Source organism: Rummeliibacillus sp. BSL5, assembly GCF_052928305.1.
In genome coordinates, this window is the sequence record NZ_JAVGCV010000001.1 from 1826669 (window position 1) to 1846154 (window position 19486).

A 19486-nucleotide genomic window follows, 5' to 3' on the forward strand; every position below is an offset into this window, starting at 1 on the left:
ATCAGTATTTGCTTAAAGAATTACAGCGTAATTTCTTCTACTTCAATGCCATCAAAAGAAATATTACTGCCTTTGACACCAGAAGCATCTAAATGACCCATTACCTTAATCGATGTAAATGTAATGCCTTTAGGTTGGCCTGTTAATATCAAATTTCCATTAATAGTGGCATGCTCTAACTTTTCAACATTAGTGATGTCTACTTGAATTGTGCCATTAAAAACTTTTGGATTTTCAGAAGTTCCAGTAAACTCTGTTGGAGAAACTACCTTTACGCCATCTTCAGTGCCGCTTCCCCCCCCATTATTTGGAGTGTTATCAAATGCATGCTCAAATGTTAATTCTACTGTTACTGATTTACCGTCCTTCGTGACAGTAGCCTTTACGACCGAACCTGCTGTTGCAGCCTGTACTGTTGCATGTTTAGAAGTGTTGTTAGTAAATTGAGCCTTTCCAGTTACTGCTGTGAATGTCACTTCATCTGCAGCTGTTAACGGCTCTGATTGCACCCCGTATTGATCCGTTGTTTTAAAATCAATAGCTTTTAATAAATCTGATAGACCATATGGCTTTGTTACTTTACCAGACACCTTCACTTTTGAGGTTTGTTCTTTAGTTCCATTTTTAAACGTTTCTACTTTTATTGTTTTTGCTGGTTCAATCGAGTAAGTAACCGGAACATAAATTTTCTCGCCTGTTTCAGTAATTGAAACTATTCGATTAACTGTTTTGGAAGTTATACTACTTCCACTCTTGTCTTTAAAGAAAGCAGCATCTAATTTAGACGCAGTTGAAACTGTGTATTCGCCTTTTTCTCTTTTTAAAGTAATCTTCTTTGCTTTTGTTGAAGCTATGACGACAGGCTCGTCTGATGTATATTGTGAGCCCTTTGCCGATGAAGCAAGCGTGTAATCAGCTAATACATAAACTGTAGGCACTGTTTTTACAGTGTAAATTACAGCCAAACCATTCTTATAGGATTTGATTTCCCCGTTTTTATCTTTTATCGGACCATTTGCTAACGACGCATTAAAGTAGTATTTACCTTTGTATAAAGTAAGACCGACGTTAAGAGCACCATTTTTATAGAATTTTCCTTTATAAAGACCGGTTGTTACTTTTTTAATTCCTTTGGAGTAGTACGCACCTTTGTAAGTGCCAGTAGCTTTAACGCCCTTTTTGTAGTAAAACTTCTTTTTATAAATGCCTGTAAACTTTTTGCCGTCTTTATAAAGCTTGCCCTTGTACGTTTTGTAACCTTTTACTACTTTGTTCGTTTTTGCGTTGACAAGCTTACCCTTACTATTCACTTTATAAGCCGTTTTTGCTGAAACATCTACAACCGGAAGAATCATTGAAGTAGTTAATAGGGATGCACCAATAACACAGGCTGCTGCAGGTTTAACAAATTTGTAGTTTGTCACAAATAAAAATCCTCCTGAATGGGTTTTATTTTCACTTAGCTAATTACACGAAAATCAGCAATTGGTGAATATCTTAATTATTTACTATAGAAATAGATTTTTCCACTTTCTAGCTATAAAAATATTCAATATTAACAATTGTAATATTATTTAAAAATTGCTTCTTTGCTAATACAATTATTTAGCGTCAGAAGGGATATACTATTTCTCAAATAGTTACTCTCATTTCGAAGGTTTTGTAGTTCTGTCATAAATGCTGAAGAAGTTGAAAAAGTAATAAATCATAATTCTCTTTAAGCCCAAAATCTTGCCTTTAAACCAATAATTCGATTGCTGATAAGAAAATTTAAAAAGCCTTTTAAATTTAAATAAGAAAAAACAACCTTTTCTACTTTACGGTAAAGGTTGTTTTCACTTATGGGGTTTAATTTTGTTCTATATTTCAGATGGCTTATCATTTATAAAGGCTTGCCAAATACAACGCTATGCTTAATTTGCATAAAATTCCGACTGTAGAAAAGCTATGTTCTCCTACCGTCCCTTGCGCATCTAACGATAACTCTGTTTTACGGCTATGTTATATGTACATTTTATATAATAGAAATGACATTCCTTTTACAGAGCTACTTACTAAACTTTTTAGAATAAACCATTTGTTTTACATGTATTGATGACCGATTTTAAATCCATTGTTAAATTATGAAATTGAGTGCTTTTTTGTATGAATTCCTGTTGGATTGCGTTTCCTGCTGTTCCTTCAAAAGCATATTTAAGGTTACTCCTTACATTGGCCAGCTGAATCAGAAATTCCATACATTCATTTCTTTCAATGTGCTCTAATTTTTGTTTATGAGTACTAATATGTTCCTGAAATTGTTCATTTAGTTCTTGCTTCATCTGCATTTCTTGCAACTGACACTCTAACTTTTTCATGGTAGACTTTAGTAAATTCAATGCAGCCTCTTGTATCTCATCTAATTCATTATCAAATTCTTGAATTTTCTTATGGATGTTTGATATTTCAATTTCTAATAAGTATTTGGAATCCATTTTATTCCCCTCCTCCATACGCATAGGCTAGACTTTCATCTAATTCCATTGTGGTTTGATTGGCATTTGATACTTCTTCAATAAAATCATTTAATTTTGATTGATAATTATAAAGGTCTTGATCCAGTTGCATCATTTGATCAAAAGAAATAAAGAAATACTCGCCTTCTTCCTTTGATATACTTTTTTTATCAAAATAGTCTTTCACAGCACTTTCGCTGACTAACGAGTATTTTCCTGAACCTGCAACATTGCTCATCATATTATTATAAATCATACGTGTTTGCTGTTCCTCTTCGTTTAAATACTCCATTAAGTTTTTTCGAATAGTAGAGATAATTTCCGATGCACTTCGGAACGTTTTGACAGCTTCTAGTACATCTTCCGGCTGTACTAAAAATTCAATATCTCCACTACTAGAAAAAACGGACTCAAAAGTTTCCATCGGATGTCCAGGAAGTAGAGTATTCGTCAATGTTTTGACTTTTTTATTTGCTTTTACATAGAACTTCTTTCCAATCCAGGGGTCGCCATGACTAAAGTTACCGATAGGGTCTGTTGAATGAGAATAGTCTTTTATTTTTTGTTGTGTAAGACCTAGATCCACTTTCTTCTTTGCTTCTGGACTGAGAATAGCATAAACATTGGGTCCGGCAAATGTCGTAGCTTTCAAGCCCATTTCTGCAGCCGTATATTGGGCTAATCCCCCGCCTAAACTATGTCCAGTAGTTGTAAGACTTTTAGGTTTATATTTTGTTTGTACATTTTGAACAAACTCCAAAGCAGATTTAAACTGTGTTTGTACAATAGAGTCCAAGGTTTTCTTGTTCAAATTCATGTTAACACCAAGAAGTACTTGATAACCGTCAGCTGTCACATCTCCATCAAATCCAAAAGGTTCTGTACCACGGAAAGCGATGACTATGTTATCATTATTGTAATGGATTTTATTGTCTTTTCCTTTTGTACCCGGGATTACTGCAAAGGCTTGCAGGCCGTTTTTGTCGGAGATTTCCTCTATTACTTTCCATTTTGAATCATTTGTTGGATCTGATATTATTGTATCTTTTTTAAAATATCTATCGTTATATGCCGCATCAGAAAGGGCATAATTATCATAATCATTAATTTTCTTAACTTCTATTTTAGTTTGTTCTTTATATTTCATTTTATTGCAACCTTTCGTTAAGGAGGATTTTATGAAAAAAAATATATTTTTAGTTATTTCAATATTATTATTAATTAGTATTGGAGGTTACTTTATGTATCATCATGAAAAACAAGAAAAAAAAGAGGAATATTTTACAAAGCAAGAGCAAAGAGTTGAAAAGTTTCTAACTTATAATATTCCAAAGTTTAAATCGGTTACTTTTACCAAAGAAGATGTATCTCCGATGGGGTTACCTTATCTAGAAGGTTATATAAATAATGATAAAAAGTTAGATTTTGTTGCACACGTTCAACCCAATGATCATAATTTTGAAGGACGAATGGGTATGCCTGAAGAATTAGATGCTTTATTTCGGGTAGATGTAAAAACTTATAGTGAGATCGTGAAAGAAGAACACAATAAATAATAATAAAAGCTAATGATCGTATTATATTCGAAAAAGTGAACATCTCATATAATCGATTAATTCTAACTAAATTTTTCTGTATTTATATTCTATCAAAAGTTTTTTATGAACAGTATATAATATTCCATATTTTTGGAATTTAATTAACCAATAATTGTATTTAGAAATTCTTTTTTCATTTACATCCCTTCATATTAAAAATGAGAGATGCTTTTTAATATTAAAATTAATTTTTCTTTGAGGAAACCTTCAAATAATTGAGGGAGATTCAGCTATGAAAAAAATACATATCTATATCTTTATTTCAATAGTAATAATAGTCGGCGGTGGCTGGTTCTTTTTGTATTATCATGATAAGCAACAGGAAAAAGAATGGTATTTTGCCAAGCAGGAACAGAGAATAGAAAAATACCTTGAGTATAATGTTCCAAAATTTAAAATGGTCACTTTCACAGACAAAGGTACAGTTGCAACAGGCTTACCTTATATAGACGGTTATATTAACAATGACAAAAAATTATCTTTTACAGCACTCGTGGAACCTAATGACCATAATTTTGAGAGCATCTTGGGAATGACTGATTCATTAAATGAATTAATGAACGTAGATATTAAAACCTACAGCGAAATTATAAAAGAGGAAAAAAATAATAAGAAATAAAATTCTCATTAATTAGAGACCATAACTTCACACAAAATTCGTATGTGATAATTCTCATAGTCTTCTCACTTCCCTTTATATAATCTTAAGTAATTATATTTCATTGAAAAAACTAATATCTTCAATACTTGCATCTTTCTTTTCTTAAAAAAGGTAAGATGCTTTTTGTTTAATAATGTAAAATGAATTTATCTTTGAAAAAATCGCCGATTAATCGAAAGAGATAGAACTTTGAAAAAATATATAATTTTCATTATCTAAGTGTGTTAGAAGTTTGTCGTGGAAAGATTTTTAGCAGAGAATTAATTAAATAGAAACTTCAAGGTTAATTACTTTTTTACTTTTTATTTTTCATGTCTTACTAGCATTTTTTGCTTTACCCTTTGCTTAAACAGAAAGTGTCGCTTTGTTTTTTGATTTTCCTTGATTACTTACCTTGTTTTCGGCAACTTCTTTACCATAGTACTGTCGTTTGCCTTGCACCTGTCATTAGTCGTTTTCTAATAAAAAAGCGCCGTTCCTTTACTTTGGAACCACGCCCGATTGTTGAATATATTATTTAATTAAAGCCACTATAACTTAAACTATAGGCATATTAAACAAGCAGTTTTACAGCGTTAATAAATTGATTTTATACGGAATAAATCTGACAACTATTAGCTTTTGCAAGTTGATTCGTTATTTCTTCATTAATTCCACAACGCCTTTTTGTATATCCAAATACTGCTTACCATCACCAATGCCAAAATAGTATACATCCAGTCAACGGCAATAACTAAGAGCCAACCACCCAAAATTGGGCCAATAAAACCACCAATATTCTTTAACTGAGCAGCTCCCAAATAAAGGCCTTTTTGATTAGCTGGTGCAATTTCTTCAATAAGAGCATTCATCATTGGGAAGCAGAAAATCTCACCGACTGAGAATATAATCATGCTACCAATAAACATCCAATTATTTTCTGAAACGCCGAATAGGAGGAGACCACATGAAAAAATAATAATGCCGATTTGTAGTGATTTATAAATCGATATTTTCTCTGTTAATACACTAAGCGGTAACTGTAATGCTAATACTGTAATTGAATTAGCAACGATTACATAACTAAACAGCTTCACACCGTCCTCCACCCTTAAATCGACAAGCTGCGGCAAGGTAGAATCAAATTGGGAATAGCCGAGAGAAATTAAGACACCGCCCATAATTAATAGAAGTAATTTTTTATCTTTACCGATGGTCTTAAAGATTGCACCAAAATGACCTTTTGATTTTAATGTTTGTTGCTGGGATTGATAACGATTCAATACAAATAGCAAAAACACCCCATACATTGCATACATAAGCCCGGTTATCATAAACGGAATCGATGCATTTGCCATATTGGAAATCCAAACGCCTAGCAACGGTCCAATAACAGCAGCAATATTAATAGCTGTATATCGTACAGAAAATAGTCGGCGTTTTTTATTATTCTCCGTAAAATCAACCATTAGTGCTTGTGTACCAGGCTCAAAAAATGACCGACATAAACCATTAACAGCATTCAGCACGACAAATATAGAGGGAGAGGTTGTAAAAGCAAAACCAAAAAAGGTTAAACTCCAAACAAATACTGTTATGATAATGACTGTTTTCCGTTCAAACCGATCTGTTAAATAGCCCCCAAAAAGTCCTCCAAAAGTAGAGAATAACGGACCTACTCCTAAAGTAAGTCCTATAATTAAGGGAGAGGCATGTAAGTGATTATGTAAATATAAAGCTAAAAATGGCATAGCCATAAAGCTTGCAGTCCGTGCAAATATGGTTCCGCATAATATAATCCATACTAACGGGTGAAAATAATGAATAATAGATTTCAAACGTTTTACCTACTTTCTAAAAAACATTACTTATCTATTTAAAATATACTAAAACTTACTGAATAAGTACTGTTTTTTAGTTCTTATTTCTTAATTTATTTTTAACAGAGTTTCAGGTAAAAATACAATCAATAATTCTATTTATTTCTTCCTTCACAAATTTTTGAATTATTTCCTCTGCAAAAGAACGTGGACAGTCAGTGATGAAAAATGTCTGCTTTTAATGGTCCAAATAATATTTTTCCTTTATATTCCCCTTGATGGGTAATAGACGGAGCCAGTCCATTACAGCACCAGCTGCTGCCTTCACATTTCCCCCTAAGCTTTCCATTGATTTTAATACATTACCCATTGATACAGCCCTTATTTTTTAAAAATATACCTCCTAATTAAATTGTTCAAATTAATTACTTCGTTGCTATCTGAATTCACGCAAATAACGCCCTATATAACGGACAATTTATCTAGTTATTTTATCAGGAAAAAATGTGTATTTTTAAGTATATAAATAGTAGAATATATTTACAGATGTTTTATTTTATAGGTTATATGGTTTATAAAAATCCATTAGTAAATTGATTAAAACAACTAATTTGTTAATATTTGTTTAGGGAATTAACGCAAGAGACGCCCCCTATTTAGAAGTCCATCATATAAAGAGGCTAGCAGATGGCGGAGAAGATACAGTTGAAAATGCCATAGCAGTTTGTCCAAATTGTCATAGAGAGCTGCACTTCAGACACAGTAGATAAACACTAAAGAAAAACATTATTCAGGAAAAGAGGGTCATCATGGTTTTCAGCTTTCTCTTTAATAAAAAGAAGCATAGTAGTAAAGAAACTAATATTACTCAAAATCCAAAGTCTACCGAGAATAATAAAAATAATCAGCAGTGGGCTAACCTAAAAGGAGAGCTTGGTGAGTATAAAATTACTATTCAATTAGACCAATTCCCTAAAAATTACTTGCACTACAGTGATTTACTTTTAAAAAATGATAAATCATCAACAGGTTACTCACAAATTGACCATGTTATCATTACACCATACGGAATATTTGTTATCGAAACAAAGAACTATCAAGGTACTATTTATGGAGGAATGGATAGAAAAACATGGTTAATTAACGGTAAATTTAAAATGATGAATCCATTATTACAAAACTATGGTCATATTCAAGCTATAAAAAATAACGTAAATGAAAAATACTACAACAACTTCATTTCAATAGTTTCATTTACAAAACGGTGTACATTAAAATTAGATGAAGAATTGAGAAAAATAAACTCTAACCAACTAGTAGTTTATGATATAGAATTGACCGAATTCATCAATAGAAAAATTGCCGTACTCAAATTACAAAATAAGGAGCCTTTTCTTTCAAATGAAGATATTAATTTGATATACAACACTTTATCAAATGAAAATATTATAGATCCCTTAATTAGAAAACAACACGTTGAGATAATTAAAAATAATAAAGCCACAAATATCAATGACCATAAATGTTCAATCTGTCAAAAAACAGTTTCAGATAAAGTTCAGTCATTTTGTTTATCTAATAAAAAGTTCAAGGGTAAGATTTATTGTTTTGAACATCAAAAGAGTTTTGTTTAAAATTTTACTAAAATAATATCTACTTTTATAGAAATCAAATTGACGTATAAATAAAAACTCCTATCTTCCGAAGAAGATAGGAGTTTTTGAATCCGTTCGCCCAATAAGGTTTTGAGTAAGATTTTAATTCTTAACTATTAAAGAGAAACTTTAATACCTGTTGCAGGGATGTCAGCTTTGTTACCAGCACCATCAACAATTTTGTAATCATCAGATGTTAATGTAACACCGTTTGAGAAATCTTCAGCAGTTAATTCTTTATTAATAGTAAGTGTAACTTCTTTAGCGTTAGTTGAACCAGTTACAGTTGCTTTTGCAGTAACTGCTTTACCACCGATGTTTACAACATATTCTGTACCATTTGTTGCATTAACTTCTTCGCTTAATGTTACTTTAACAGTAGTAGAACCTGCATCTGCATCTTTAGCTTGTACTGCTGCTGTAGCTGTTACAGTTACTTTTGCACCGTTTTCTGGAGTTTTAGTAGGCGTAGTTGAAACTGTTACACCAGCTAATGCTGCATCAGAAGTCCATGTATCTGTATCTGAATTGTAAGTGTAAGTTGCAGTTGCATCTTTATCACCTGTGTAAGAACCACCTACTGTAGCATCACCATTGTCACCAGTTGCTGTTGCAGCTTTACCTTCTACTGCTGCTGTAGCCTTCACAACGTTAGCAACTTTTGCAGATTGAACAGTTGGTTTTACGTTTTCATTGAATAATTTAGTTGTAGTAAAGTCATCCATAACGTTACCATTTGCTGCTTTAATGCCAGTTACTTTTACTGTACGGTTACCAGTGTAGTTGTTTGAACCAGATACAAGTTTAACTGTAGCTACTCCATTAGCACCTAAAGTCACTGATTCAATTGTAGCTCCAGCTACATAGTAGTTAGCTTTGTTTACAACAGTTGCATTGTCTAATTCTACAGATGTTCCAAAGTCTACTGTAAATGTATCATTATCTTTCACATCAACTTTAGCATCAGTCAATACAGGTTTTGCAGCATCTTTATCAGCACCACGTGTGAATGAGAATGCAGCAGTTTTAGCTTCATTTTTGTTACCAGCTACATCAGCAAATACGTTAGCTGCTAAATCTACTGTGTAAGTAGTATCTTTAACTAATGATGCGTTAGCAAATTTAACTTTAGATAATTCAATTGTATATTGAGTTGAAGAATCCTTTACTGGTTTTAAATCTGTAGCAGCAAAAGTAATGTCACCAGAAGTTGTTACATAGTTTTTAACTGCCTTTGCATTTAATGCAATTGTACCAGAAGTAGCTAAAGTAGTATCTTCACTTGTAGTAAATGTTAATACTTGGTTACCATCTTTGTTTACAGAAATAGCAGCTGTTGCAGTTGGTTTTACAGTGTCAGCAGCAAAGTTTACGATTTGACTAAATGCTTTACCTTCTTCACCAGTTAAGTCAGCATATGATTTATCTGCTACAGATACGTTTGTTAAACCAGATACAGCTGAGTCTAATTCAACAATGTATTTTGTTTTATCTGTTTTGTCTTGAGTTACTTTAGTTACTGTTGAACCATTAACAGTTAAGTCTTCTTTTGTAAAACCTTGAACTTCTTCAGAGAATTTAATTTCGAATTTTTTAGCATTTAGTACATTTACACTAGTAACTTCTGGAGCTACACCATCTTTAGCACCTTTTTGAACAGTTACTGTAAATGGTGATTCTAGAACGTTAGTAGCGTAGTCAGTTTGACCTGCAAATGCAACTGTAATATCTTTTCCAGCATCTACGTTGCCAGAGAATACGATTTTAATTGATGAACCTTCTTTTGTAACAGTTGCATCAGAAGAAGGAATTACTGTACCATCAGCTTTTTTAACAACTACAGAGCCAAGGTCATTAATTGGTTCAGAGAAGTTAAAGAAGAATGTTGATGCATTTTCTTTTGTAAAGCCAACATATGTTGGAGCTACTTTATCTTCTGCTTTAATAATTTTTGTTGAAGCTTCTACTTTATCACCAGAAGTAGTTTTTACTGAGTCAGTAACATTAACAGTGTAGTCACCATTAAATGTTGTTCCTGAAGTAATAGTTAAAGTTTTTCCATCTTCAGATAATTCAGCTGTTAAGCCAGTTTCAGGTGTTGAACCTACTTTAGCAATTGTAATGTTGCTAAGAGCATCATTAGTTCCAATTACAGTAGATTTATCAATAGATTTATTGAAAGTAATTTTAATTTCTTTAGCGTTAATCGCTTCTACAGAGTTAACTTTAGCGCCAACTTCTACACCTTTTTCGATAGCAATTTCTTTGCCTTCGTACTCGTAAGTACCGTTAGCTAGATCAGCATCGAAGTAGAATTTATCTTCGTATTTTACTAGGCCTTTATTTAAAGAAGAATCTTTAAATAGTTTGCCGCCAACTAGTGCAAGGCCTTCGTTTAAGCGTCCTTCTTTATAAAGAACTGTACCTTCTTTAGCTGTTTTGTAGCCTGATTTTAATTTACCGTTGTAGAATAAAAGAGTTGCATTGTTAGCTGTTTTGTAGCCTGATTTTAGGTAACCATTGTAGTAAAGTGATGGATCTTTATCAACATCACCGTATACTTCGTAGCCTTTGTCTAAATGGCCATCTTTATAAAGGCGTTCGCCGTTACCAGCTGTTTTGTAGCCTTTTTTAAGTGAACCGTTAAAGAACAACAATTTATTGTTTCTTGCAGTTTTGTAACCTTCTTTTAATTTACCGTTGTAGTAAAGTTTGATTGTTTTACCTGAACCAACAGTTTTGTAACCTTTTTTCAATTTTCCATTGTAGTAAAGTTTAGATTTGAATACTACATAACCTTTAACAACTTTACCAGTTTTAGCGTTTACTAATTGACCGTTTGACACTTTGTACTTAGAAGCAGCTGATGCAGTAGTAGCACCAGGAACAACAGCAGCAGTTACTACTGAAGCACCAAGAGCTAGGGCAGCTGTAGTTTTTACTAGTTTAAAATTCTTCATGAATTGAAAATCCTCCCTTATTGGATATGATTAGCATTAAATCGCATTGATAGACTTATCAACTAACCATGCTTGTCCTTATTATCGACTATATCCTATCAATTTTCCACCTTTTTTTCTGTAAAAATATTGAACAAAAAAATGTTAATGTCAATTTAATATTAAAAATAACAAAAATGTGTGAAGAATATTCTAACAAATACATTTTTGTATTATAAATGATTTTTTTTTATCAAAAATATATCGTTATTGTAACTATAGTCTTATTTTATAGACTTCTTATTAACAGTTATTTATTTTATTTTGTAGTTAATAGATAAAGTAATAATTTATTAGTAAAGTATAAAAATAACTTTTTAAATTAAAATTGGTTTATATATAGATAAAATGGGTTAGTCTTTTATGAGTAACTTCCTTTATATATATAACATTTGTCTGGTACAAATATTATATCTCTATATCATTCCTTACTTTAGATATACCTAATCATATTTATAAACACTCTCCCTATTAAAATATTATTCTATCGTATAGAAATTTTTGGTGATTGACCTTTATTTTTATATACGTCATGATTTCCTGCTTCCTTACCCTATTTCAACCATTTTATAAGTTTCCTCAATCTGGCCACCCTGCTACATTATGCTCTGCAACTCAAAAAGATTCTCATTTCCACTAAACAATTCCGCTTTTATTTTAGAAAGAATAATTCATACAATTCTTATTTTTATAAAACAATTTTACGATTATCCTTCTATTATTTTGATAAATTTTTATTATGGTAATGGAAGAATAATTTAATTTATAAAGTAAGAAAATGATTTCTCTATTTTTCTTCTCACAAACTTAAAAAAGTTCATTTTTGTCGTTTACGGCTTCCATTTGAATCGTTTGGAACCAGCAAACGACCTTTTTGGCGCGATTATTCGACAGAATAGCTTTTGTACCTCTTTCTGAAAACATTCTATTCTGAACTCACCTAGGAATAATTCGTTGTGCACAATGAGAATTGAGAAATCAAATATGTATCATTTTGAAGAAATACTGACAAGATTCGAGCCCATGATTTCAGCTGCCATCCGTAAATGTAAAATCTACAAAAATCATGAGCATTATCGCCAAACTGCTCGCATTGCTCTTTGGCAGGCGTGGCAAAAATACGACAGCAGACAAGGCGATTTTACCCCCTATGCTTATAGGTGCATTCATGGCAGTATACTAGATGAATTGAAACGAGAGATCCGCTATGAGACGCACTATAAGCCTGAAGAAGACTCCCAGCTGGAGATACACTTACCTATGGAGTTGGACAATGAAATTGCTAGTAAATTGGAAGGTTTATTGAATATTCTAGAGGAACAAGATCAGCAATTTCTCATAGATTACTATATTAGAGGATTCTCCTATGAAGAACTTTCGGTGAAATATGGTACTAGTATCGTAGCGCTAAAAAGGCGCCGAGGTCGGATAATCAAACGTGTACGGGAAAATAATACCGTTAAGATTTAAGGCATGAAAAAAGGCACCTTTGACGAGTTTGTTAAGGGTGCCTTTTATGTTGATCTGTTTATAGGGAGTTTTTGGTATAAGTGCAATTGGCGAATTTTTGAAAAGTTGCTTGAAGTTATACTTGTTATCATTACCCTTGCGTATTTGCGACCCATAGAACGTCCTTCATTTTATCCGCTAGCTCTTGTACTAAATCTGAAGCAGAGAGTGTACCCTCTTCATTTCCTCTTTGGTAACCGTATAATAGGATTTCTTTGAACTTCATTTGCATTTCTTCTTGTGACATCTGTCTTCCTCCTTTGGATTTTGTTCATAGAGAGGAGATACCCGTTGTTTTGTATAGGTAAACTTTTTTGAGAAGATTTTTGTTGGAGTTTAATCATTGGTAGCAAAATCTGTGAGTTTTGCTAACGGATAGAAAACGGGGACTTAATTTGTCTTTTTTCGTGAGTAAATTTCTTCTTAGCGGCAGTAAATTAGATGAGAGTGTTAGTAAACGCCTCGTGAGCGGTTGTATTTCTCGTAGGAACGACAGTAAATTTCAGATTTGTCCCTTTTTCAATTTAATAAGCGCATGAAAAAAAGCCTTTAACCCCACTAAATGAAACTCGTTCATTTAATGAAGCTAAAGACTATATAAATAGGATTCTAACCTAACTTCAAATACCATTCCTTAGCACTTTCCACTTCACCCATTGTTAACTGGTGACCTCTATTTTCCCAATGAAGTTCAACGCTCGCACTAGCTTGTTGCAGTAGCTGTTGTAATTCTTTCGTCTCTTCAGGAGAGCAGATCGGGTCGTTTGTTCCGGCACCAATAAATACAGATTTTCCTGCTAGGTCTGGTAAAGCGATGCTTCTTCTCGGCACCATTGGGTGTAACAGGATGGCTCCTTTTAATGCATGTTGGTAGTGAAATAGCAGACTGGCTGCGATATTGGCTCCGTTTGAGTAACCAATCGCAATGATGTTATCTCGATCGAAGCCGTATTTTTCCGCTGCTTCGTTCAGAAACTCATTAAGTTCATTCGTACGGAAGATTAAATCTTCTTCATCAAACACTCCTTCAGATAATCGGCGGAAGAATCTTGGCATGCCTTGTTCTAAGACATTCCCTCTAACGCTTAATACATTGGCTTCATCATCTATGACTCCTGCTAATGGCAGCAAATCAAGTTCGTTCCCACCGGTGCCATGGAGCATTAAAAATGTTGGTTTATTTGGGTTGGTCCCCTTATTAAAAATGTGCTTCATGTTGTAACCTCCTCTTGTGTTCTCTCATAACTAAAGCTATTTCGGTCTTTCTATTTCAAACATCTCACCAATTTTAGCATAGGATTGACCTGCCAATCTGCTAATGGCCGCTAATCCTCTAGGATCAATTCTTCCCTTTTCATAAATAGCCTCTTCTATATGAAATTGAACGACTTTACCAATAATCAGGTCACAGCCAGGCTCATCTGTGCCACCTAACTCTAAAGCCTGCTCCAGTACACATTCCATTCGGACCTTTGATTCTTTAATGCCCGGTACAGCAATCTTTGTACTTTCCACAGGAGTTAAGTTTGCTAGCTCTACTTCACTTTGTTCGGGTGGCAGGCTAGCTGCAGTACTATTAATCTTATCTACATTGTGTTCATCCACAATATGAACAACAAACTCGTTGGAATCCAAGATATTTCGAGCTGTGTCCTTCATTTTCCCGTTTGATCTTTGAATCGATAGGGAAATCATAGGCGGATTAGATGAAACGATATTAAAGTAGCTAAATGGAGCTCCGTTCAGAACTCCATCTTGCGTACGGGTTGTAACAAATGCAACCGGCCTAGGGATAATGCTTCCTGTCAAAAATTTATAATTTTCTCTTTCAGCCATTGTTTCTGGGTCAATCGATCGCATCGCCATCATTCCTTTTATATGATTTAATCTAGCTCTCTCACTTCAATCGGAATTAATCTCCGTTCCATTCCCCCTCTATAAGGTTCAAACTGCTCAGGTAGCATTAATTTTTCACCCATTGTTTCTGGTGACTCATCATGTGCGAATCCTGGAGGATCTGTCGCAATTTCAAACAGGATTTCGCCATGTTCTCTGAAGTAGATAGCATTGAAATAATTCCTATCACGAACCGGTGTTACGCCATACCCGTGTTGTGAGATATATTTTTGCCAATCTAATTGGTCCTCGTTATCAGTAGCACGCCATGCAATGTGATGAACTGTTCCGACACCCATAATTCCACGGCCATTTGTTGTTAGTTTCAGGTCGATAACATTCCCGATATCAGCGCAAGAACGGAAACGAATATAGTCTCCCTCTTGTCCTACTACTTCAAGCCCCATGATTTCTTCGACTAATTTAGCTGTCTCGCTTGGATTTGTGGAATAAAGAGTAGCTCCGGCGAATCCTTTAATCGCAAATTGCGGTGTGATCTCTCCGGTTGTCCATGTATTTGTTTCCCCTGCTTCTCTTTCAACTAGCTCTAAGTGCAAGCCATGCGGATCATCAAATGCTAGAACTTCTTCGCCAAAGCGTTCCATCACTGTATATTGTACATTAAATTTAGCCAATCTTTGTTTCCAAAATGCCAAAGAACCCTGTGGAATAGCATATGCTGTTACCCCAACTTGGCCGTCACCAATCTCGCCTTGTTGCGCATTTGCCCAAGGGAAGAAGGTAATGATAGTGCCTGGTTTTCCGCCATCGTTCCCAAAATAAAGATGGTAAGTAGCTGGATCATCAAAGTTGACTGTTTTTTTCACTAAACGTAATCCTAATACACCTGCATAAAAATCTACGTTTTCTTGTGGGTGGCCTACAATGGCTGTAATGTGATGAATACCCATTGTTTTTTTGCTCATTTTACTCACTCCAATTCTTTATTAAACGATGGTGACGAACTCATTCACAGGCTTGCGATAGCCTCGTGGTTGTCTGCTCGCTACTTTTTCTTTTCCTAGTGTAATCATTAACGCTACCTCATATTGATCACTGATATTCAGGATGTCTTTTACTTTATCCTCTTCGAATCCAATCATCGGGCAAGTATCCCACCCTTTTTCCTTAGCTGCCAGCATAAACAGCATAGAAGATAAGGAAGCATTTCGGATGGCTTCATCTCTTTGGAATGATGGTCCTCTTGTCTCATACAGATCAACAGTACCTTCTACTGCAAAATCATATTCTTGTTTATTTAATATACCTAGCATTAATAAGCCTTCATTGATTTCGGCTGCTTTTTTATAGGCTTCTTTATCGCCCAATACCAAGATGACAGCTGACGCACTATGAACCTTATACTGCCCATTAGCGGCCTTTCTTATTTCTTCTTTCACATCTGGGTCTGTCACGACTATATAATGCGTGTGTTGAAGGTTGAAAGCTGAGGGTCCAAGCTTTACTAGTCCAAATATTTCATCCAACTCTTCCTGTGAAATTTCATAATTCGGAAGAAAGTTGCTTGCCGATCGTCTTTCTTTTACCAACTGCGTGAATTCTGTCATCTCTATATCCCCTTATCTATCCCTTTTTTCATAACGACTGAGCACATCCATCAACTTGTTTGATGCGATTTGCTCAATTTTCATGATGTACATATACATGCGCAAGTCGCTACGCATGTATATGAATGAAAGAAAGATTAACGAATAGTGAACAATGCTTTTGACCAAGGAACGACTTGATCTAACATTTGATTCACTGATTCTTCTTGAACAGCTTTTGGTTTAAAGTCTGTACCGTTTTCGAAATCTGTGAACAATGATAGCGCTGGGTGTACACGAACATCCGCTACAAGCAATTCACCTAAGATGCCACGCAGATGTTCTGCTGCACGAGCACCGCCAACTGAACCGTATGATACGATACCAGCTGCTTTGTTGTTCCATTCTTCGCGAAGGTAGTCTAGTGCATTTTTAAGTGAACCAGTAATCGAATGATTGTATTCTTGAACGATGAATACAAAACCATCTTGTGCTGCAATTGCTTCTGACCATGCAGCTGCGCCTGAAGCATCTCCGCCTGCTTCACCTAGTAGTGGCAATTTGTAATCTGCAATATCAATGATTGTGTAATTTGCATCGCCGCGTTTGTCTGCGATTTCTTTTACCCACGCGCCTACTTGTGGACTTACACGTCCTTCACGAGTTGATCCTAAAATAATACCGATATTTACTTTTGTCATTGTTTCTTCCTCCTCTTGTTTTGTACCAAATAATTTAGACATAAATCCCATGATTTCACTTCCCTATAAATATTCCTTTTCAAATGTGCGAGTACTGCGCACTGTATCAATAGGTCTTACGATTTTTTCGATTTCTTCGCGTTTTGGCTCAAAGAATGGCGGCAATGATAGATTTTCGCCAAGCGTTTCATATGGTTCATCCCCCATAAAGCCAGGACCATCTGTTGCTAATTCAAATAAAATGGAAGGGGCAGCATTTGTATAAAGAGAACCAAAATAGTAGCGTTCTACATAGCCGGTGTTTGGCAGTTTATATAACTCTAAACGTTGTTGCCAAGCATCCAAGTCAGCCCGGTCATTCACACGGAATGCTGTGTGATGGACTGTGCCATAGCCTTGTCGAGCTTGCGGAAGCACGGTGTTCATTTCCACGATTACTTGAGCCCCGTTGCCCCCTTCACCCATTTCAAATAGTTTGAATGAGCCTTCTTTAGCGACTTCTTTCATGAAGAATACTTCCTCTAACAGTTGTTTGAAGTAGTCAGCGAAAGAAGTCCGGACAAAAATAGGTCCTAATCCGGTAATCGCATATTCAAGTGGCACCGGTCCGTTTTGCCAAGGTGTCCCTGCTGGCACTCCCGCGTTCAACTCATCTGATATGAGCTGATAATTCTGATCATCAAAATCGACAAATGATAAAGTCTTTTTGCCAAACTGCTCTTGGATTCCTGTATGTCTCACTTCAACTTTATCAAAGCGTTTCACCCAATATGCTAATGCCTCATCATTTGGAACTCGGAAAGATGTTTTAGAAATCTCATTTGTGCCATGCACCCCTTTTGGAATGCCTGGAAAATCAAAGAATGTCATATCTGTTCCGGGGCTACCGACATCATCTGTGAAGTACAAATGATAGGTTTGGATATCATCTTGGTTCACTGTTTTTTTCACTAATCGAAGACCTAATACGTAAGTGAAGAAATCATATATTTTTTCTGCACTGCTTGTTATAGCTGTAACGTGATGTAGTCCTTTAAGTGCGTCCATGAAATACCCCTCCCATTTAATTATCTCGAATTCGAGATATCGTTTTTAAAAAAATACTTTTGAGCTTTTGTTTGGAATATGATGCTGAACTTATATCAACTAAATTCAGCATCATACACAAGCTTTTATTATGCAGCTGGGTTAATTTCTAATTCTACTTTGATTTTGATGTCTTTACCTACTAGTACGCCACCTGTTTCTAGTGCTGCGTTCCAAGTTAAGTCGAATTCTTCGCGGTTAATTTTTGTTTCTGCTTCGAATCCGTACACTTCTACGCCCCATGGGTTTGTACCTTTACCGCCGTATTCAACATCAAATGTTACTGGTTTTGTTACGCCTTTGATTGTTAAATCACCAGTCACTTTGTAGTCATCGCCGTCTTTTACGATATTTGTAGATGTAAAGTCAATAGTTGGGTTGTTTTCTGCATCGAAGAAATCTGCTGATTTCAAATGATTGTCGCGATCTTCGCTGTTTGTGTTAATGCTTGCTACATCAAATTTGAATGCGATTGTTGCTGTTGTTAAATCTGTTAAATCTGCTGCTTCTACATCTGCAGTATAAGAATCAAATAGTCCTCTTACTTTTGAAACCATCATGTGTTTCACTTCAAAACCTACTGTTGAATGTGATTGATCTACTGTCCATTTTGCCATTTTAAATCTCCTCCAATGTTTATAATCTGAAAATACTAACTGTCTCGAAATCGAGATATATATTAAAAAATAATAGACTTAAAACAAATATCTTTAATTCGAGATAATCTTCTCATGAAATCAAACTCTTGTCAATACTGTTTTAAAAAATTTTTTTGATTAATTAAATTCAGCAAAATTTAAACCCCGCAGCAACCTTTGTATAGGAATAAATATAGTGAGAAATTGATTTTCACGGTACTTATTCGATTCTAGATTGATTTTATAAATTCCGAATCAAGGTTGTAAATCTTCCCCCTTAGCCTTCTTTATTACATGTAATTCAAAAAATTTCAGGAGGATGAAGAGTATGAAAAAAGATTACGATCAATTTAATAAAGAGGAAATCAATAAAGAAGTATCCGCTCAAGGACTTCCAAAAGAGACAAACAGTGTTTCAGTTAACTATGACAGTCCTTTAGCTGGTTATATGCAGAGTGCACGTATTGATATTCTAGGTGGCGTCGCAAAAGTTACCGCTACAAATACAGGAAATAATGATCTCAAAGTTTCCATACTATCGTATAAGTTTGCAATGAAAGTTGTGAAATCTTGGACAGTAAAACCGGGAGCTACATTAAATACTGGAGAATTTAGTATTACTGGTGACACTTACGCTTTAAGAGTGGGAAGGGCGAGCGATTCCTACCCAACAACCGGGAGAGGTACTCTTTATGGTATAACTTACCTCTAAGAAGGCATAAAATTTTTTAAAAACCGTATGTAATCAACTGTAAAAAGTTTGATTACATGCGGCTTTTTATTTATATTATAAAGGCTTTTTGATTAGAACAATCTTCAAGTTGAATTCAAAAAAAGCAGCCCTGAAGGACAGGACCGCCTTTTTCATTAATATTTGACACTCATAAAATCTTCTTGAAATT

At 34.5% G+C, this 19486-nt stretch carries 20 protein-coding genes; 6 read left to right on the forward strand and 14 right to left on the reverse strand.

Annotated features, from left to right (window positions below; all coding sequences use genetic code 11):
* Positions 1-20: 20 nt before the first annotated feature.
* The 3 genes from RCJ93_RS09030 to RCJ93_RS09040 all read right to left on the reverse strand — a co-directional run bounded on the left by RCJ93_RS09030 (position 21) and on the right by RCJ93_RS09040 (position 3642).
* A complete protein-coding gene (locus tag RCJ93_RS09030) occupies positions 21-1424 on the reverse strand; it encodes a hypothetical protein (protein WP_446738877.1) in 1404 nt (467 codons plus the stop codon).
* Positions 1425-2063: 639 nt separating this feature from the next.
* A complete protein-coding gene (locus RCJ93_RS09035) occupies positions 2064-2474 on the reverse strand; it encodes a hypothetical protein (RefSeq protein ID WP_251645169.1) in 411 nt (136 codons plus the stop codon).
* A gap of 1 nt (position 2475) precedes the next feature.
* The gene (locus RCJ93_RS09040) at positions 2476-3642 is read right to left on the reverse strand and encodes a lipase family protein (RefSeq protein WP_446738878.1); all 1167 of its coding nucleotides are present in this window, start codon (positions 3640-3642) and stop codon (positions 2476-2478) included.
* 31 nt (positions 3643-3673) lie between these two features.
* Here RCJ93_RS09040 and RCJ93_RS09045 point away from each other — a divergent pair, with 31 nt between their 5' ends.
* Both RCJ93_RS09045 and RCJ93_RS09050 read left to right on the forward strand, forming a co-directional pair.
* A complete protein-coding gene (locus RCJ93_RS09045) occupies positions 3674-4051 on the forward strand; it encodes a DUF1433 domain-containing protein (RefSeq protein WP_147195306.1) in 378 nt (125 codons plus the stop codon).
* Positions 4052-4325: 274 nt separating this feature from the next.
* Positions 4326-4712 (forward strand): DUF1433 domain-containing protein, encoded by a 387-nt coding sequence (locus RCJ93_RS09050; RefSeq protein WP_446738879.1) that lies wholly within the window; start codon positions 4326-4328, stop codon positions 4710-4712.
* A 689-nt stretch (positions 4713-5401) separates the two neighbouring features.
* Here the strand turns inward: RCJ93_RS09050 and RCJ93_RS09055 are convergent.
* Both RCJ93_RS09055 and RCJ93_RS09060 read right to left on the reverse strand, forming a co-directional pair.
* Positions 5402-6571, reverse strand: a complete 1170-nt coding sequence (locus RCJ93_RS09055; protein WP_446738880.1) for an MDR family MFS transporter — start codon at positions 6569-6571, stop codon at positions 5402-5404.
* A gap of 220 nt (positions 6572-6791) precedes the next feature.
* Positions 6792-6923 (reverse strand): hypothetical protein, encoded by a 132-nt coding sequence (locus RCJ93_RS09060; RefSeq protein WP_446738881.1) that lies wholly within the window; start codon positions 6921-6923, stop codon positions 6792-6794.
* Positions 6924-7185: 262 nt separating this feature from the next.
* Here RCJ93_RS09060 and RCJ93_RS09065 point away from each other — a divergent pair, with 262 nt between their 5' ends.
* Together RCJ93_RS09065 and RCJ93_RS09070 are read left to right on the forward strand one after the other, a co-directional pair.
* Positions 7186-7323 (forward strand): HNH endonuclease, encoded by a 138-nt coding sequence (locus RCJ93_RS09065; protein WP_446738970.1) that lies wholly within the window; start codon positions 7186-7188, stop codon positions 7321-7323.
* A gap of 39 nt (positions 7324-7362) precedes the next feature.
* Positions 7363-8187 carry a nuclease-related domain-containing protein gene (locus RCJ93_RS09070; RefSeq protein WP_446738882.1) on the forward strand — a complete coding sequence of 275 codons (825 nt, stop codon included), beginning with the start codon at positions 7363-7365 and terminating at the stop codon, positions 8185-8187.
* A gap of 137 nt (positions 8188-8324) precedes the next feature.
* On the opposite strand, the gene RCJ93_RS09075 is transcribed toward RCJ93_RS09070, so the two are convergent.
* Positions 8325-11168, reverse strand: coding sequence for an Ig-like domain-containing protein (locus RCJ93_RS09075; RefSeq protein ID WP_446738883.1), 2844 nt, complete (start codon positions 11166-11168; stop codon positions 8325-8327).
* A 1023-nt stretch (positions 11169-12191) separates the two neighbouring features.
* Here RCJ93_RS09075 and RCJ93_RS09080 point away from each other — a divergent pair.
* Positions 12192-12677 carry a sigma-70 family RNA polymerase sigma factor gene (locus RCJ93_RS09080; protein ID WP_446738884.1) on the forward strand — a complete coding sequence of 162 codons (486 nt, stop codon included), beginning with the start codon at positions 12192-12194 and terminating at the stop codon, positions 12675-12677.
* Positions 12678-12807: 130 nt separating this feature from the next.
* On the opposite strand, the gene RCJ93_RS09085 is transcribed toward RCJ93_RS09080, so the two are convergent.
* The 8 genes from RCJ93_RS09085 to RCJ93_RS09120 all read right to left on the reverse strand — a co-directional run bounded on the left by RCJ93_RS09085 (position 12808) and on the right by RCJ93_RS09120 (position 18563).
* Positions 12808-12963: a hypothetical protein gene (locus RCJ93_RS09085; protein WP_158512616.1), complete on the reverse strand. Its 156-nt coding sequence runs from the start codon at positions 12961-12963 to the stop codon at positions 12808-12810.
* Positions 12964-13325: 362 nt separating this feature from the next.
* A complete protein-coding gene (locus RCJ93_RS09090; protein ID WP_446738885.1) occupies positions 13326-13931 on the reverse strand; it encodes an alpha/beta hydrolase in 606 nt (201 codons plus the stop codon).
* Between the two features lie 36 nt (positions 13932-13967).
* Positions 13968-14576, reverse strand: coding sequence for a flavin reductase family protein (locus tag RCJ93_RS09095; protein WP_446738886.1), 609 nt, complete (start codon positions 14574-14576; stop codon positions 13968-13970).
* 23 nt (positions 14577-14599) lie between these two features.
* Positions 14600-15538 (reverse strand): ring-cleaving dioxygenase, encoded by a 939-nt coding sequence (locus RCJ93_RS09100; protein WP_446738887.1) that lies wholly within the window; start codon positions 15536-15538, stop codon positions 14600-14602.
* A 21-nt stretch (positions 15539-15559) separates the two neighbouring features.
* Positions 15560-16180, reverse strand: a complete 621-nt coding sequence (locus RCJ93_RS09105) for a nitroreductase family protein (RefSeq protein ID WP_446738888.1) — start codon at positions 16178-16180, stop codon at positions 15560-15562.
* Positions 16181-16317: 137 nt separating this feature from the next.
* Positions 16318-16911: an NADPH-dependent FMN reductase gene (locus RCJ93_RS09110; protein WP_066791803.1), complete on the reverse strand. Its 594-nt coding sequence runs from the start codon at positions 16909-16911 to the stop codon at positions 16318-16320.
* Positions 16912-16923: 12 nt separating this feature from the next.
* A complete protein-coding gene (locus RCJ93_RS09115) occupies positions 16924-17907 on the reverse strand; it encodes a ring-cleaving dioxygenase (RefSeq protein WP_446738889.1) in 984 nt (327 codons plus the stop codon).
* A 128-nt stretch (positions 17908-18035) separates the two neighbouring features.
* Positions 18036-18563 (reverse strand): YceI family protein, encoded by a 528-nt coding sequence (locus tag RCJ93_RS09120; protein WP_446738890.1) that lies wholly within the window; start codon positions 18561-18563, stop codon positions 18036-18038.
* Between the two features lie 340 nt (positions 18564-18903).
* Here RCJ93_RS09120 and RCJ93_RS09125 point away from each other — a divergent pair, with 340 nt between their 5' ends.
* On the forward strand, positions 18904-19296 hold the full coding sequence (locus RCJ93_RS09125) for a hypothetical protein (RefSeq protein ID WP_446738891.1): 393 nt from the start codon (positions 18904-18906) through the stop codon (positions 19294-19296).
* The last annotated feature ends 190 nt before the right edge of the window (positions 19297-19486 follow it).

Excerpts from the sequence above, each read along its gene's own strand:
- RCJ93_RS09035 (WP_251645169.1), bottom strand. The coding sequence starts at position 2,474 with ATGGATTCCAAATACTTATTAGAAATTGAAATATCAAACATCCATAAG.
- RCJ93_RS09040 (WP_446738878.1), bottom strand. The coding sequence starts at position 3,642 with ATGAAATATAAAGAACAAACTAAAATAGAAGTTAAGAAAATTAATGAT.
- RCJ93_RS09045 (WP_147195306.1), top strand. The coding sequence starts at position 3,674 with ATGAAAAAAAATATATTTTTAGTTATTTCAATATTATTATTAATTAGT.
- RCJ93_RS09050 (WP_446738879.1), top strand. The coding sequence starts at position 4,326 with ATGAAAAAAATACATATCTATATCTTTATTTCAATAGTAATAATAGTC.
- RCJ93_RS09060 (WP_446738881.1), bottom strand. The coding sequence starts at position 6,923 with ATGGGTAATGTATTAAAATCAATGGAAAGCTTAGGGGGAAATGTGAAG.
- RCJ93_RS09070 (WP_446738882.1), top strand. The coding sequence starts at position 7,363 with ATGGTTTTCAGCTTTCTCTTTAATAAAAAGAAGCATAGTAGTAAAGAA.
- RCJ93_RS09075 (WP_446738883.1), bottom strand. The coding sequence starts at position 11,168 with ATGAAGAATTTTAAACTAGTAAAAACTACAGCTGCCCTAGCTCTTGGT.
- RCJ93_RS09080 (WP_446738884.1), top strand. The coding sequence starts at position 12,192 with ATGTATCATTTTGAAGAAATACTGACAAGATTCGAGCCCATGATTTCA.
- RCJ93_RS09085 (WP_158512616.1), bottom strand. The coding sequence starts at position 12,963 with ATGTCACAAGAAGAAATGCAAATGAAGTTCAAAGAAATCCTATTATAC.
- RCJ93_RS09090 (WP_446738885.1), bottom strand. The coding sequence starts at position 13,931 with ATGAAGCACATTTTTAATAAGGGGACCAACCCAAATAAACCAACATTT.
- RCJ93_RS09095 (WP_446738886.1), bottom strand. The coding sequence starts at position 14,576 with ATGCGATCGATTGACCCAGAAACAATGGCTGAAAGAGAAAATTATAAA.
- RCJ93_RS09100 (WP_446738887.1), bottom strand. The coding sequence starts at position 15,538 with ATGAGCAAAAAAACAATGGGTATTCATCACATTACAGCCATTGTAGGC.
- RCJ93_RS09105 (WP_446738888.1), bottom strand. The coding sequence starts at position 16,180 with ATGACAGAATTCACGCAGTTGGTAAAAGAAAGACGATCGGCAAGCAAC.
- RCJ93_RS09110 (WP_066791803.1), bottom strand. The coding sequence starts at position 16,911 with ATGGGATTTATGTCTAAATTATTTGGTACAAAACAAGAGGAGGAAGAA.
- RCJ93_RS09115 (WP_446738889.1), bottom strand. The coding sequence starts at position 17,907 with ATGGACGCACTTAAAGGACTACATCACGTTACAGCTATAACAAGCAGT.
- RCJ93_RS09120 (WP_446738890.1), bottom strand. The coding sequence starts at position 18,563 with ATGGCAAAATGGACAGTAGATCAATCACATTCAACAGTAGGTTTTGAA.
- RCJ93_RS09125 (WP_446738891.1), top strand. The coding sequence starts at position 18,904 with ATGAAGAGTATGAAAAAAGATTACGATCAATTTAATAAAGAGGAAATC.